At 67.8% G+C, this 15,225-nt stretch carries 7 protein-coding genes; all 7 read right to left on the reverse strand.

Going from position 1 to position 15,225, the window contains the following annotated elements:
* Positions 1-2,553, reverse strand: a 2,553-nt coding sequence (locus AC1DSO_RS22525; RefSeq protein ID WP_477070938.1) for a glycoside hydrolase family 3 C-terminal domain-containing protein, incomplete at its 3' end; no start/stop codon positions are given.
* Between the two features lie 9 nt (positions 2,554-2,562).
* Entirely contained in the window at positions 2,563-5,199 is a 2,637-nt protein-coding gene (locus AC1DSO_RS22530) for a beta-mannosidase (RefSeq protein ID WP_477070939.1), read from the reverse strand.
* A gap of 13 nt (positions 5,200-5,212) precedes the next feature.
* Complete coding sequence (locus tag AC1DSO_RS22535) at positions 5,213-7,528, reverse strand: beta-N-acetylhexosaminidase (protein WP_477070940.1); 2,316 nt, start codon at positions 7,526-7,528, stop codon at positions 5,213-5,215.
* Between the two features lie 9 nt (positions 7,529-7,537).
* Positions 7,538-8,623, reverse strand: coding sequence for a glycosyl hydrolase family 18 protein (locus tag AC1DSO_RS22540; protein WP_477070941.1), 1,086 nt, complete (start codon positions 8,621-8,623; stop codon positions 7,538-7,540).
* A 14-nt stretch (positions 8,624-8,637) separates the two neighbouring features.
* On the reverse strand, positions 8,638-10,302 hold the full coding sequence (locus AC1DSO_RS22545) for an alpha-L-fucosidase (RefSeq protein WP_477070942.1): 1,665 nt from the start codon (positions 10,300-10,302) through the stop codon (positions 8,638-8,640).
* Positions 10,302-12,455 carry a glycoside hydrolase family 2 protein gene (locus AC1DSO_RS22550; RefSeq protein ID WP_477070943.1) on the reverse strand — a complete coding sequence of 718 codons (2,154 nt, stop codon included), beginning with the start codon at positions 12,453-12,455 and terminating at the stop codon, positions 10,302-10,304. The genes AC1DSO_RS22545 and AC1DSO_RS22550 overlap by 1 nt, the downstream gene beginning before the upstream one ends.
* A gap of 187 nt (positions 12,456-12,642) precedes the next feature.
* Positions 12,643-15,225, reverse strand: a 2,583-nt coding sequence (locus AC1DSO_RS22555; RefSeq protein ID WP_477070944.1) for a TonB-dependent receptor, incomplete at its 5' end; no start/stop codon positions are given.

A 15,225-nucleotide genomic window follows, 5' to 3' on the forward strand; every position in this document is an offset into this window, starting at 1 on the left:
GCCCGGTTGCCCGCCGCCGACGAACAGCGTGTAGCGCCCCGGGACCACGGCGCGCTCGCCGTTGCGCGCGACCTGCGAGAGATCGCGCGGCGACAGCGTGAACCGGACCTTGCGCCGCTCGCCTGGCTTCAGCGTGACCCGGTCGAAGCCGACCAGGGCCCGGAGCAGGAGCCGGTCGGCCTGCTGCCCCCGATAATCGGTCGGCTTGGGCGGGATCAGATAGACCTGGGCGACCTCGTCCCCCGCCCGGCCGCCGACATTGGCCACCTCGGTCTCCACGACCAGCGCATCGCCAGCCTTCAGCGTGGTCGTCGAGAGGCTCGGCGCGCCGTAGGCGAAACGGGTGTAGCTGAGACCATGACCAAACCCGTAGGTCGGCTCGCCAGCGAAGTAGCGGTAGGTGCGCCCCTTCATGGCGTATTCGACAAGCGGCGGCAGGTCGCGCGCCGACCGGTAGAAGGTCACCGGCAGCCGGCCGGACGGATTGTTCAGCCCCGCCAGCGTCTCGGCCAAGGCCACGCCGCCGGCTTGTCCCGGATACCAGGCGGCCAGGATGGCGTCGGCGTGAGTCTTGGCCCAGTCCAGCTCGACCGCGCCGCCGGAGGTCAACACAACGACCAGCGGCTTTCCGGTCGCGGCCAGCGCCTCCAGCAGTCGGCGCTGTGGCGCGGGCAGAGCGATGTCGGTGCGGTCGCCACCGTCGAAGCCCGGCACGGCGATCTGCAGCGCCTCGCCCTCGACATCGGGAGACAGGCCGACCACGGCCACGACCACGTCGGCCTGGCCGGCGGCCTCGACCGCCTCGGCCAACTGCGACGCGGCGGGGGCGCGCCATTGCAGACGCACGCCCTGGTCCTCGCCGGTGTGCGACAGCTCCAGGCGGATGCGGCGCGGGCGGGCGTTGGGGAAGGTCAGCACCGCCTCTACCGCCTTACCAGACCCGTCGTCGTCGACCACCAGCTTGTCGTCGACCCAGAGGCGCACCGGATCATGACCCTTGCAGTCGAAACAGCGGGCTACGCCCACGACCAGGGCGTATTCGCCCGGTCCGGGCGGGATCAGCGCGCCGGTCCAGCGCACGCCGTACCGGGCCGGATCCAGGCCCGGCGCCGGCGCCGTGCGGTCCCAGTCGAAATTGATGACGCGGTCGGCGCGAACGACGCGCGGCGCGCCCGCGAAGGCCGGATCGTCGAAATAGGACCCGGTCAGCCCTTGGACGGCGTCGGCGCCGACGCCGGCGCGCAGGGCGGTTTCGGGCACGGCGACCGGCACGCCCTCGGCGACAGCCGAGCCCTGGGCGTAGCGGATGTTTCCCCTGCCCCACTGGGCGCGCAGGCCCTGCAGCGGCGTCACCGGATCGACGGCCGTGCCGTGATAATTGGCCTCCAGCACCTCGAGGGCGTCGGCGTCCGGGCCGATCACCGCGATCCTCGTTGTCGCGGCCAGCGGCAGGCGGTTCTTGTCGTTCTTCAGCAGCACGATCGACTTGCGCGCCGCTTCCAACGCCAAGGCGCGATGGGCCGGCGCATTCACCGCGTCCGCACCCAGCTTCGCGTAAGGACTGGCGGGATCGGGCGACACCAGCGCGCCCAGCGCCGCGCGGGCCTCGAACAGCCGGGTCACGGCGCGATCGACCACGGCCTCGTCGAGGTCGCCCCGACGCACGGCGGCCGGCAACTGGGCGTAGGCGTTCCCGCAGTTCAGATCGTCGCCGGCGACCAGGGCCGCGGCGGCCGAGCCGGCGTTGTCCGGGCGGAAGTAGTGGAACTGGGTCATGTCGTCGACCGCGTCGCAGTCCGAGACGACGAAGCCCTTGAACCCCCAGTCGCGGCGCAGGGTCTGGTCCAGCAGCAGCGGCGAGGCGCAGGCCGGGAAGCCGTGGATGGCGTTGTAGGCGCACATCACCGACCGTGCTTGCCCCTCGACCACCGCCTGGCGGAAGGCCGGCAGATAGGTGGCCTCCAGGTCCTGAGGCGAGACGTCGACGTCGAAGCCGTGCCGCCCGGCCTCGGGTCCGGAATGCACCGCGAAGTGCTTGGGCGTGGCGATGGCGCGCGGATGATCGGGATCGGGTCCCTGGACGCCGCGCACGAAGGCCGCGGCCAGGGTCCCGGTCAGGTGCGGGTCCTCGCCGTAGGTCTCTTGCCCCCGGCCCCAGCGCGGGTCGCGATAGATGTTGATGTTGGGCGACCAGATGGTCAGGCCTTCGTAGCGGCCCGGATCACGATCGCGGACGCCGTTGAACTTAGCCCGCGCCTCGACCGAGACCGCCTCACCGACCTGGCCCAGCAAGGCCTTGTCCCAAGTCGCGGCCAGGCCGATGGCCTGCGGAAACACCGTGGCCGGGCCGTTGCGGGCCAAGCCATGCAGGCCCTCGCTCCACCACTCGTAACCGCGGATCCCCAGACGCGGAACCGACGGCGCGGCGCTTTGCAACTGAGCGGCCTTCTCCTCCAGGGTCAGGCGGGAGACCAGGGCCGCGGGGGCCTCGGCGGCCTGGGCTCCAGTGGCGAACAGCAGGAAGGACGCCGTGAGAAGTGGGGATCGAAACATCATCGGGTCCTAGGGCGTCGTCGGCTTGGTGGCGCCGTAGAGGCTGCGCAGGGTCAAGGACCGCTTCAGCTTGTCCAGCGAAGCCTTGGAGTTCACCCGAATGGTGACCGCCTCGCCCGGCGGCAGGTCGAAGGCGTTGTCCGCCGGCGTCGCGTCCAGATCGCCGAAGTCCAGCCAGACGGCGCGAGCCAGCTTGGCGGCCTTGACGGTCACCGCGTAGCCGTCCGCCGTCTTTGACCAAACGGTCGACAAACGCGGATCCGGCAAGGCCATCGCCTTGGCCGGAACCTGGGTGACCACGCCGCGCGAGATCGTCTTGCCGTCCTCGATCAGCTCGAACACCGCGAACGTCTGAGCCGGATCGGCGCCCTTGAACAGCGTCGTGTCCGGCAGGCTGGCCACCTGCGTCGCCGCCAGGGGCTTGAGCTCGGCGTTGGAAGTTCTGTCGGACAGCACCTTGCCGTCGACGTCCATCACCCGCACGCGCCACTGGACCGGCCCGGCGGTCGTACGGTCGGACAGCAAGGTGACCGTCGTTGCGCCCTTGTCGTGGACGGCCGCCATGGCGACGGGCGCGTAGAAGCGGCGGGCATGATACTGCAGCGCCTTCCAGCGGCCATAGTAGTCGAGGCTGGACCACGATGCCCCCGGCCACACGTCGTTGAGCTGCCAGTACAGCGAGCCCATGGTCTGAGGTCGCGAGGACCGGTGGTGCAACGCCGCCAGCTCGATACCCTCGGCCTGCATCACTTGGCTCAGATAGACGAAGTCTTCGAAGGTCTTGGGCTCGCCGTAGTTGCGGCGGATGTAGAACAGGATCCGTTCGTTGCCCTCGCCCTTGGCGTACTTCTGGTGGGCGCGCATGACGGTGGAATTGACCGACAGGTCCCGCGGTTTGATGGCGGTCTTCAGGGTCCGGATCTCCGGCTGGGACTGCAGGCCGAATTCCGACATGAAGCGCGGCGTGACGTGCAGATATTCCTCGACCGGCAGCGAGCCGCCCCAGACGCTCCAGTAGTGACGGTCGCCGTCGGTCAGCAGGTCGGCGGCGCCGTCGTAGTCCGTGCTGGGCGAGCCGGCCCAATAGGGCGTGTCGGGGTCGTTCTCGGCGACCGCACCGCGCAGCACCTGGCCGAACAGGGTGGTCATGCCGACGACGATCCGCTCGCGCTCCTTGGGCGGGATCGCGGTCTTGAAGGCGACGCGGTCGCCCCAGTTCTCCCAGCCGGTCTGCACCTCGTTGTTGCCGCTCCACAGGACGATGCTGGGATGGTCGCCCAGGCGCTTGACCTGCTCGACGGCCTCGATCCGGGTGTTCTCGCGGAACGCCACGTCGTAGGGCGGGATGGCCCCGCCGAACATGAAGTCCTGCCAGATCATTAGGCCCAGTTCGTCGGCCATCGCGTAGAAGGCGTCGCTCTGATAATGCCCGCCGCCCCACATGCGCAGCATGTTCATGTTGGCGTCGCGGGCCGAGGTCAGGATCTGCCGCATCTTTTCGTCGGTGACGCGCGGCGAGAAGCTGTCGAACGGGATCAGGTTGGCGCCCTTGGCGAACACCGGCACGCCGTTGATGACGAAACCCATGCTCTTGCCCCAGGCGTCGGTCTCGCGGCGCAGCTCGACGGTGCGCAGGCCCGACCGGCGCTCGGCCTTGGCCAGGATCGCGCCGTCCAGGGCGACGGAGGCGCTGAACCGGTAGAGGTCCTGGCGGCCGTAACCCGCCGGCCACCACAGCTTGGGCGCGGCGATCGGCACGGGCACGGAGACGCGGTTGAGTCCCGGCACCAGCGTCACCGTCTGGCGGGCCACCGGCAGCGCGGCGCCGTCCGGCGTCGTCGGCGTGACGGCCAGCTCGACCGTGCGCGTCCCGTCGGACTCGATCTCGAACTCGGCGGAAAGCCGGGCATGGTCGGCGGTCACCTGATCCTGGCGGATGCGGAAGCCGTCGATCCGCGCCTCGTCCCAGGCCTCCAGTCGCACCTCCCGCCAGATCCCTTCGGTGACGTAGCGCGGCCCCCAGTCCCAGCCGTAGTGATAGGGGGACTTCCTGACATAGGTGGAGGTGTGCTTGGCCGTCGGTTCGTCGCCAAACGCGGAGTCATAGGCGCCGGGCAGGACGTAGGGCTGCTTGAGGATGTCCGGCTGCAGCTTCTTGATCGGCGACTTGAAGGCGATGGTGATCGCGTTGGCGCCCGGCTTCAGCACCGACTTGACCGGCACGCGCCAGCGCCGGTGCTGATTGTCGGCCGACAACAGCTTGACGCCGTTGACGAAGACCTCGGCGAAGGTGTCGAGGCCGTCGAACACCAGGTCGACGTGATCGCGGGCCAGCAGGGCCGCGTCGGCGTCTAGAGTGCGCTGGTACTGCCAGTCGGCCAGGCCGATCCACTGCAGTTGCGCCTCGTTGGCGTCCGCGAAGGGATCGGGAATACGACCAGCGGCAAACAGGTCGGTCTGCACCACGCCCGGCACAGTCGCCGGCCGCCACTGCAACTCGGCCGCATGGACCTTGGCCGCGGCGTCGGCCGGATCGAGGCGGAAGCTCCAACCCTGATCGAGGCTTTGCATCTCGACGGGCCCGGCCATGGCGGCGGTAGCCAGGGTCGCGAGGGCGGCGGCGGAAAGCAGCGCGGATCGAAGCATGGTCCTCACCAGTTCAGTTGGAGACGCGAGGCGTCAGGGCCAGAGCCTCGACCGCATAGAAAGGCCCCGACAGCGGCGCCGTGAACAGCAGGCAGAGATCGGAATCGCCAGCCCCGTCGGGTAGTTCGCCCTGGAAGGTCAGGCGGTTGCCCGCGGTGGCCGGGTCGGGCAGCGGGAAGGTGGCGACCACCCTGCCCTCACAGCCGCCGGCGCGGACGATCAGCTCGCCGAACCGGGTGGCGTTGTAGTGCCAGCGGACCTTGTCGGTGTCGCCGGCCAGGCCGTAGTGGCGTGGCACGCGCGCGACCTTGACCTCGAAGCCGCCGGCCAGGTCCAGCGGCGCGGCCGGATACATGGCGCAGGTGTCGAACAGATTGACGTTGAAGGCCGGCGCATCGGCCTGCGCCTCCGAGGTCAGCGGCACGCGCAGGCCCAACGCCCCCTTGGGGCAGGCGGTCAGGTCACTGTTGCCCCGGGTCAGCAGGGCCGTTCGGCCAAGATCGAAGGCGCGTGGCGCAGCGGTCACGCGCCCGTCAGCGGTGAAGGCCGCCCCGCGGATCGTAGTTCCAACGGCGACCGCGAGCGGCTTGACGTAGAGCGGCGAGCGCGCCGTCGGCGTCCTGCCGTCCAATGTATAGCGGATCTGGCCGAAGCCCGTCTGGGTCGACAGGAGCACGCTGGCCTTGCCCGACCGCAGCGCGGCGCCGCGCCCCTCGTCTAGGGCGAAGCCGACCGCGAAGGCGCTGTCGGCGGCGTTGATCCCCTGGCGGGCGTAGCGCAGGCGCTGGATGTCCAACCGGTCGAGAAAACTCGGCCAGTCCCGCCTGTCCTTCGGCGACCAGGTGATCTCCGACACGGCGTCCAGGCGCGGGAAGATCGCGTGGCGGATCTGTGCTGGCGTCACCAGGTACTCGGACCAGGCATTGGCTTGGGCGCCCAGCACGTGGCCGGCCTTGTCGGGCGCGATGCCCTTGGGCATGGGCTCGTAGCCGTAGACGTCCTTCAGGGTCATGATCGACAGTCGGCCCGGCGGCTCGTCGGCGCGATCGCTCTGCAGGCTGTCCAGATAGAGGATCGGCGCGGGCGACAGCACCACGTCGTGGCCCTGATTGGCCGCGTCGATCGCCCCCTGCTCGCCCCGCCATGACATCACCGAGGCCGAGGCCGGCAGTCCGCCTTCGAGGATCTCGTCCCAACCGATCAGCCGCCGGCCATGGGCGGCCAGGTACTTGCCGAGATGCTCGATGAACCAGCTCTGCATCTCGTGCTCGTTCTTGAGCCCCAGCTCGCGGATGCGGGCCTGGACGGCGGGCGAGCGCTGCCACTGGTCCTTGATCGCCTCGTCGCCGCCAACGTGGATATAGGTCGACGGGAACAGGCTCATCAGCTCGTCCAGCACGCCTTCGATGAAGGTCAGGCTGGGTTGGTCGACGTCGAACAGGTAGGGGTTGACCCCCCAGTCCACCCCGACAGGCGGCCGGTCGCCGAAGACGCCGATCTCGGGATAAGCGGCGACCGCCGCCTGGGCGTGGCCCGGCAGATCGATCTCAGGCACGATGGTCACCGAACGCTCGCGCGCATAGGCGACCAGATCGCGGATCTGGTCCTGGGTGTAGAAGCCGCCATAGGGCTGGGTCGAAGACGCTTCGCCCGCCGTCGGCGGGGTGCGCCAGGCGCCGATTTCCGTCAGCTTGGGGTAGCGCTTGATCTCGACGCGCCAGCCCTGGTCGTCGCTCAGGTGCAGATGCAGCACGTTCATCTTGTGCGCGGCCATGGCGTCGATCAGCGGCTTCAGCGACTCCGCAGGCTGGAAGTGGCGCGCCACGTCGACCATGATCCCGCGCCAAGCGAAGCGCGGCTGGTCGCGCACGGTCAGGGCCGGAACCTTGACCGGCTGGCCGAACGCCGCGTCCGGACTGAGCAGCTGAGCCAGAGTCATGGCGCCGTACAGCAGGCCGGCGTCGTCCTTGGCGGCGATGCGCACGCCCTTCGGCGTCACGGCCAGTCCATAGCCCTCGGCGGCGGTCACGGACGGATCGCGCGCCAGCACGATCTGGCCCGGCCCGCCCTCGCGGACAACCAGGTCCAGGCCGCGCGTTTGCTTGACCTGCGCCGCCAGCAGGCGCGCGGCCGACAGGGCGCCGGCGTCGCCAACCGGAACCGAGACCATGGCCCCTGAGCGAACGACGAGAACGCCACTGCCCCGGCTAAGCTCGGCAGGAATCGGAATGATCGGCACGGCCTGCGAGGCGGCCAGGGTCGAACCGGCGACCATGGCCAGGGAAAGGGCCGCCAGGCTGGCGGTCGCGAAACGGTGAGCGGGTCGCATCGATGTTCCTCAGCGCTTGACGACGGGCAGCACGTCCCAGATCGCCGGGTCTTCCGAGCCCAGCACCCAGGCGCTGAAGCCGCTCAGGCCCTGCTGCTTCACCAGGTCGTAGCGGGCCTTGAAGCTGCGGGCGTCGGGCATCGACACCCACTCGTTCATCTGGTCACGGTAGAGCACGTACCAGCTCTCCTTCTGGACATCGTCCCACTGCACCTTGACGCCGTATTCGCGGGCCATGGGCATGGACTCGTCGGCGTCGAAATAGACGCCGCTGATGTTGACGGCCTCCGTGCCGTCGGGGCGCACCGGATTATCGGCGAACCAGCGGTAGCCGTAGAGCGGGATGCCCAGCGAGATCTTCTCGCGCGGAACGACCTTCAGGGCGTAGTCGAGGTTCTCCATCACCCAGGGCATGCCGCCGACCGGGCCCGGCGGGGTCCAGCGCGTGTGCTGGTCGTAGGTCATCAGGCTGACCTCGTCGGCGATCTTGCCCAGCGCCTCGATATCGTAGGCGCCGCGCCAGTATTCCCACATCCACTTGGAATAGGCGCCCTTGCCCGGATGGCCCGGCGCATTGGGCACGACGGCGACGCCCATGGTGAAGCCGACGGCGTGCAGGGCGTCGGCGGTCTGCTTGGCCATCAGGGTGAAGGCGTCGCGGTCGAGATAGCTGATGTTCTCGAAGTCGAAATGGAAGCCGACATAGCCGTTGGCCTTGGCCTCGCGGACCAGCGCCTCGATCATGCTCTTCTTGGCCGCCTCGCTAGTCATCAGCTGATGCAGGCCCGCCCGCTCGGTCAGCGAGATGATCGGCATCACCGGCAGGCGCGCGGCTTTCGCCCTGCTCAGGACGCCCGGATTGGGCGCGCCGGTGACCAGGCCGTCCTTGGACACCCCGTACCAGGTCGGGACCAGCAGGCCGATCTTATCGATGTGCTGCTCGAAAGAGCGCGTCRATTTGGGCGTCTCCATCAGGTAGAACAGCGCCACCGGCTGGGTGGCCTTGGCCAACTTCGCTTGCGCCTGGGCGCCGCCCGCGAAGGCGAGCCCCAGCATGGCGGCGGCGAAAAAAGCGCGGGTCAGAATGCGGCGCATGATGGCCCTTCCCATCAGATCAGTTCGATACGGTAGACGTAGGCGGCGTAGCCGGCGGGCTGTCCGCCGACCGCCAGCCGCAGGCCCTCGGCCGTCTGACTGAAGGCGACGGACCGGCCGGTGCTGAGCGCGGTGACGGCGCGGACCTGGTCCGTCGGCTTGATCGAGACGATCAGGGCTTGGTCGCCCTCCGGCACGTTCAGCTGCAGGGCGTAGAGGCGTCCGTCGCGGGTGGTGAACCGGAAATCCTTGGCCGTGTACGGCTTGGTCTTGGTCTCCTGGAACGAGCCGTCGGCGATCTCGGTCGGTCCTTCGCCGAACACCCGCCAGGGCCGCGAGCCGTAGATCGCCTCGCCGTTCAGGGACAGCCACTGGCCCATGGCAAGCAGGGTGTCGCGGGCGGCGGGCGGGATGCTGCCGTCGGCGTGCGGGCCGACATTGAGCAGCAGGTTGCCGTTCTTGGAGACGACGTCGATCAGCAGGTGGATTAGCTGGCCAGCGCTCTTGTAGGTGTCGTTCTCGATGAAGCCCCAGGCCTTGTCGCTGATCGAGGTGCAGGTCTGCCATGCGGTCGGCTGGATGCCCGGCGCCTGGCCGCGCTCGATGTCCAGCACCCCGGCCCCGACTGGCATCGAGCCTAGCTTGTAGTTGACGACACCTTGGCGGCCTTGGGCGGCCTTGGTGTTGTAGTACTGGGCCAGCATCGTCGGCAGGGCGGCGCGGAACTCGGCCTTGCCGATCCACCAGTCGAAATAGATCAGCTCGGGATCGTAGAGCTCGACCAGTTCGGCCGTGCGCGCCAGCCAGTCGTCGACCCAGGCCCGGGAAACGGCGGTGAAGTCGCCATAGAGGTCGGCGTCGCCCTTGCCCGACAGGCGCGACTGGGCGGGGCCGTAGAGCTCCAGATAGCGCGGATCATTGACGTCGGACGGGATCTTGCGGCCCTCGTCGAAGAACCAGTCGTGCTCGGCGCGGTGGCTGGAGAGGCCAAAGTGCAGGCCTTCGGCCCGGGCGGCCTTGGCGAAGGCGCCGATCAGGTCCTGCTTGGGGCCGGTCTTGACGGCGGTCCAGTCCGACAGGCGCGTATCGTACATGGCGTAGCCATCGTGGTGCTCGGCCACCGGCACGACATAGCGCGCGCCGGCCTGTTTGAAGAGGCGCGCCCAGCCGACCGGATCGTAAGCCTTGGCGGTGAACCGCGGGATGAAGTCCTTGTAGCCGAAGCGGTCCTGCGGGCCGTAGGTCGCGATGTGGTGCTCGTACTCCTTCGAGCCCTTTTGATACATCAGCCGCGAGTACCATTCGCCGCCGAAGGCCGGCACCGAATAGACGCCCCAGTGGATGAAGATCCCGAACTTGGCGTCCTGGTACCAGAGCGGAGCCTCATAGGTCTTGAGCGAGGGCCAGTCAGGGCGGAAGGGGCCGCTGGCGGTCACCGCGCGCGCCCGCTTGAGCACGGCGGCGCGGGGCGCGTCGAACTTGCCGGCCGCGCGACGCCAGGCCTGGTCGATCTGCTCGGGGCTCAGGACATCGGCCGTCGGCGCCGTCGAGGCCGCCACCGGGATTTCCGGYGACGCGGCGAAACCCGGGGCCGCGCCCACGACGGCGGCGCCTCCCGCGGCCCCGGCGAGGAAGGCGCGCCGGTCGAGACCCTGGGAACCTGTCTTGGAGTTGGACATCAACGCACCGCCGGGCTGGAAGGAAGCTGCGCCGGATCGGGCGGGAACGGCGCCGAGCCGAGCTTGAAGGGTCGATACTCGGCTGCCTGGCCGCCGGCGCGCGCGCCGGTCGCGGTCAGGACGTCGACACTGACGCGGACGATGCCGTCAACCGGCTTGTCCCAGGCCCCAGCGACCGTCGTAGCCGCCGTCAGGTCGAGGTCCTGAAGCGCGCTCTCCGCGATCACCGCGCCGTTCTGGTCGAGGGCTTTCCAGCGGACCTTGGCGCCGATTACCGGGTAGGAGGGCAAGGCGCCGACGGGGCGCGGCGCGACCTTGGCGATGAAGCCCTTCAAACCGCCCTCGCCCACCGACCACGTCACCGAGACGTCCAGCGCGCGGTTGCGCTGCTCCCAGGCCGTGTAGGACGGCTTGCGCTGGCGGTTCTCGTCGACGACGCCGTGGTCGACATAGCCGTCGACCGAGCCGGCGTAGAGGTTCCGGTTGGAGTGATAGTCCTGGTAGGTCCAGAAGATCGCCCCGCCCACGAAGGCGCGCTTCTGGAAGGCGGCCATCTGGCCCAGCAGGTTCTCGATCCGCGCCGCGTCGGCGGCTTTCGGATCGGTGGAAAACGGGCCGGGCCAACCGAACTCCGAGATCACCAGCATCTTGTCGGGATAGGTCTTGTCGAAGAAGTCGAGCCAGGGCTCGACGGAATCGGCCCCGCCGCTCCACGTGCCGAAATAGGCATTGGCCATAACGAAGTCGGCCTCGCGCAACGCCTCGGCGGGCTTCCACGGCGCGATCGAGACGTCGGAGTCGGCGAAGGTCACGAAGCGGCCGGGGTCCAGCGTGCTGATATGCGCCTTCATGGCCCGGAAAAACGCCAGGCCGCCAGGCTTGGAGGCGTCGCTCTCGTTCATCACGCTCCAGGCCAGCACGCTGGGGTGATTGCCAGCCTCGGTGATCATCTCGCCCATCTGGCGCTTGGCCAGATCCAGCAGACGCGGATCGGCTAGTTGGGCCTCGGTCATCTGCCAGATCGGGATCTCGGGGATCAGCAGGATCCCGTCGCGATCGGCCGCGTCCAGCACCGCCTGGGGCTGCGGATAGTGCACGGGACGGGTCAGGGTGACGTGCAGCGCGGCGAGGTCGTTCCAGTCCTGCCGGATCGTCCCCTGGCTTTCGGCTTGGCCTTCCCACGGCGAATCCTGGTGGCGTGTCATGCCGGTCAGGCGCACGGGCCGACCGTTCACATAGAGGCGGCGCTCCTTGATCTGGATGCTGCGGAAACCGATCGTGTCGGCGCGTGTGTCGAGCAAGCGACCGTCCTCGTCGCGCAATTCCACCGACAGCCGATAGAGCTTGGCCGCACCAATATTCCAGAGTTGGGGCTTCGGAGCGTCGAGATCGAACGATGCCTCTGCGGTCGCGCCGCTCGCCACGCGTACGGTCCGCTGGGCGCGGGCGACGATCTGTCCATCCGGATCCTCGAGACTGGCCGTCACACCGTAGGCGTGGGCGCTGGCGTCGACATTCTCGATCGCGACCGCCGTGCGCGCCGTGGCCTGCTCGGCGGACAGGCTCTGTCGGATCACTTGCCGGCGAATCTGGCCCTGGCCGGCGACGCTCAGCCAGACGTCGCGCAGGATCCCGCCGTTGCGCCACCAGTCGTACCAGACATTGCCCGAGGCCTGCAGCCGCATGGCGTAGCCGGGTATGGTGGCGAAGCCCGGCCGGTTGTCGATGGCCACCGCGATCCGGTTCTCGCCGGAGCGGAGCAGCTTGCCCACATCCAGATGATAGGCCGTGAAGCCGCCCTCGTGTCCGCCGGCTTCGACGCCATTCACGAAGACCCGGCTCTTGTAGAAGGTCGCGCCAAAGTTCAGCTCGGCGTGCCGACCGGCCAGCTCGGCCGGCAGCACGAAGGTCTTGAAGTACCAGCCGACACCATCGAAGGCTTGGTCGGGACCCAGGTTCCAGGTGTGTGGAACCGTGACCACGCGCGCGCCTTGCGGCGTCCGGGCAGACCATCCGGCGGCGACGCCTTCGGTGTTCGGATCGGTATGGAACCGCCAGGCGCCGTCGAGCTCGATCCGCGTGGCGGCGGTGGCCTGACCGCCCAGGGCCAGGACGAGGATCAGCAGGCTCAACCAAGCGCCGGCTCTGGTCATGCTGGTTCCGTCCCCTCGCCTCGCACGCGGCGGCCCCGGCGGCGCCGGGTCCTCAACACTCAATTCAGCATCCGAACTCGGCTTCGGGCGCCAATACTGTTCAACAGAAAACCATTTCCCCAAAGAAAAAATTGGTCGCCGTCACCTTGCAGCGCGACGGCGACCAAGTCGGGGAGAAAGATAGACCCTACATCTTGTAAGCGAAGCTCAGCGCCAGCACGCGACCGTTCTTGTAGAAGGCGGTCGGCGCGGCCTTGTCGCCGCTATAGGAGTAGTAGGTTTCGTCCAGCAGGTTCTGAGCGTTCAAGTTCAGCGACATACGATCGGTGAACTTGTAGGACGCCGAGAAATCGAGCTGGTTATAGCCGTCGGTGCTGTCCTTCGAGTTCAGGCGGCCAATGCCCGTAAAGTACGAAGAACGGTAGTTGTAGCTGAGGCGGGCCTGGAACGCCCCCCGCTCATAGTACGGAATGACATTGACCGTGTACTTGGAGAGGAACGGCATGTTGTAGTCTTGGACTTCGGCCTCCGAGTAGGAGACGTTGGTCTGGATGCCAAAGCCCCAGGGCAGTTCGCTCTGGAACGACACCAGCAGGCCGTTGACCTTGGCGTCCTGGGCGTTGATCGGCGAGGTGACGCTGTAGGTCTCGTTGCGCTGAGTGTTCGGATTGAACAGCTGCATGTCGGTGGCCTTGGACACGACATAGGAGCTGATGTCGCGGTGGAAGACTTCCGCCGAAATCAGCGCGCCCGGAGCGAAGTACCATTCGGCCGACAGCTCGAGGTTCAGCGCTTCATAGGGCTTCAGGTTGGGGTTGCCGCCGCCAGCGGTGTGCTGGTTGTCGTCCCGGCTGAACGCGCCAGCCAGCTGACCATAGCGAGGCCGGGCGATGACCTGGGCCGCCGCGCCGCGCACCACCACGTTATCGTTGACGGAATAGGCGACGTTGAGGGACGGCAAGAACTTGTCGTAGCTCTTGGAGACCTTCGTCTGGCTGTAGGTGTTGCCGTTGTCGCCGCTCAGCCAGTAGGTCGAGTCGTCCTTCGTGTTGACGAAGCGGCCGCCGATGTTGCCGCGCCAGCCATTCTGTTCGAAGTCGGCCTGGACATAGGCGGCGGCGATGCTTTCGTCGACCTTGAAGCTGGCGCCGTAGTCGATGCTGTAGAACGAGTACTTCCGCGCCTTGAGCAGGCGGATGACCTCTTCCTTTGGAATGGTCGTGAACTGCGTGGCGTTGCCGCTGGCGCCCAGGCCGCTGAACAGGTCCGCCGGCGTCTTGATCGTCTTGATGTCCGCCAGACTGAACGGCGTGTCCGAATAGTCGGATGTACCGGCCGAGGATTCCTGGTTGCTGTGGTCGGAGTACTTGAGGCCAAAGCGGATCTTGTTGAACGGACCCCATTCGACGTCGCGCCTGAAGTCGACCTGACCGTAGGTCTCTTCATCCGAGGTCACGCCGGTGTAGACGCCGCCGAGCTGGTAGCCGGTGAAGGTCTGGCCGTTGCGGGTGACCGTGCCGTTCTTCCGGCTGGCGAAGGTGCCCGGGAGGCTCGGATCGGCGGTGTAATTGACCACTGTGTTCTTGCCGTCAAAGGCGTAGGTGAAGCCGGCGCTGGTCATCGCCGAGAACAGATACTCGGGGTCCTTGCCGCCCGTCGCCTTGGTGTAGCCGACGTCCGCGTGGATATCCCAGTCGCCCGGCTTCCAGTTGGCGGCGAAGTTGAGGCTATCGTTCTTGATCGTCGTCTTGCGATAGTTGGTGTCGAGTTGGGCGGTGTCGCCGTTCGACTTGGGACCGAAGACGCCCTTGGTCATCAGGCCATTGTTGACCGTGGCGGCCTGCAGGGTGGTGGGGGTCCAGACGGCGACGGAATATTCCGACTGGCTGTAGTTGTTGTACTTGCCCTCGATATGCATCCCCGTCGCCAGGAGTTCGAGGTCGTCGGTGGGCTTGTATTGCAAGGCGCCCGATACGCCGACCCGCTCGCGCGTCTGGTCGAAATAAGCGAAGTTGATGCAGCACGGCAGGCGCGAAGCGCGAAGGGTCGCCAGGCTGGCGTTGGTCGGCGCCGCGCCGTTGATGGTCGGGCCGCCGGTTACATTGCCGGCCGCGTCATAGGTGAAAGCGCTGTTGAAGCTGTCGCCGCCGCTGTAGCCGAAATACTCGACGCCGGCCCGGGTCAGGTGCTGCTTGTCATAGGTGGCGCCCAGCAGGACACCCAGGCTGCCGGAGCTGTCTTTCCAGCTATAGAGACCCGAGGCGCGCGCGTTTCCCTTCTCGGAACGGTCGTTGTAGGCGTAGCCGAGCGAGCCTGAGAAGGTGTTGGCCTCCAGGTCCAGCGGCTTGCGGGTGTGGACGATGACGGTGCCGCCCAAACTGCCTTCGTCGATCCGGGCTTCGGGCGACTTGAACACCTCCGCGCGCGCCACGATCTCGGGCGCGAGCAGCGAATAGTTGAAGCTTCGGCTCGAGCGGTCGGACGGATTACCGCCCCAATCGGCCGAGGCGATGCTGTGGCCGTCGACCAGAATGCGGTTCAGGGCCGGATCGGTGCCGTGGATGGCGACCCGCTCCCCCTCGCCGAACTGGTGGTCGACGCTGACGCCGGGCACGTGGGCCAGCGCCTCGGCGACGTTGCGGTCAGGAAACTTGCCGACGCCATCGGCGGTGATGACGTCGATCACCGCGTTGGCTTCACGCTTGACCTGGATCGACTTCTTCAAGCTCTCGCGCAGGCCGGTGACGACAACTTCGTCAACCGTGGCCGC

The sequence above is a fragment of the Caulobacter sp. P4_E5 genome, assembly GCF_056401555.1.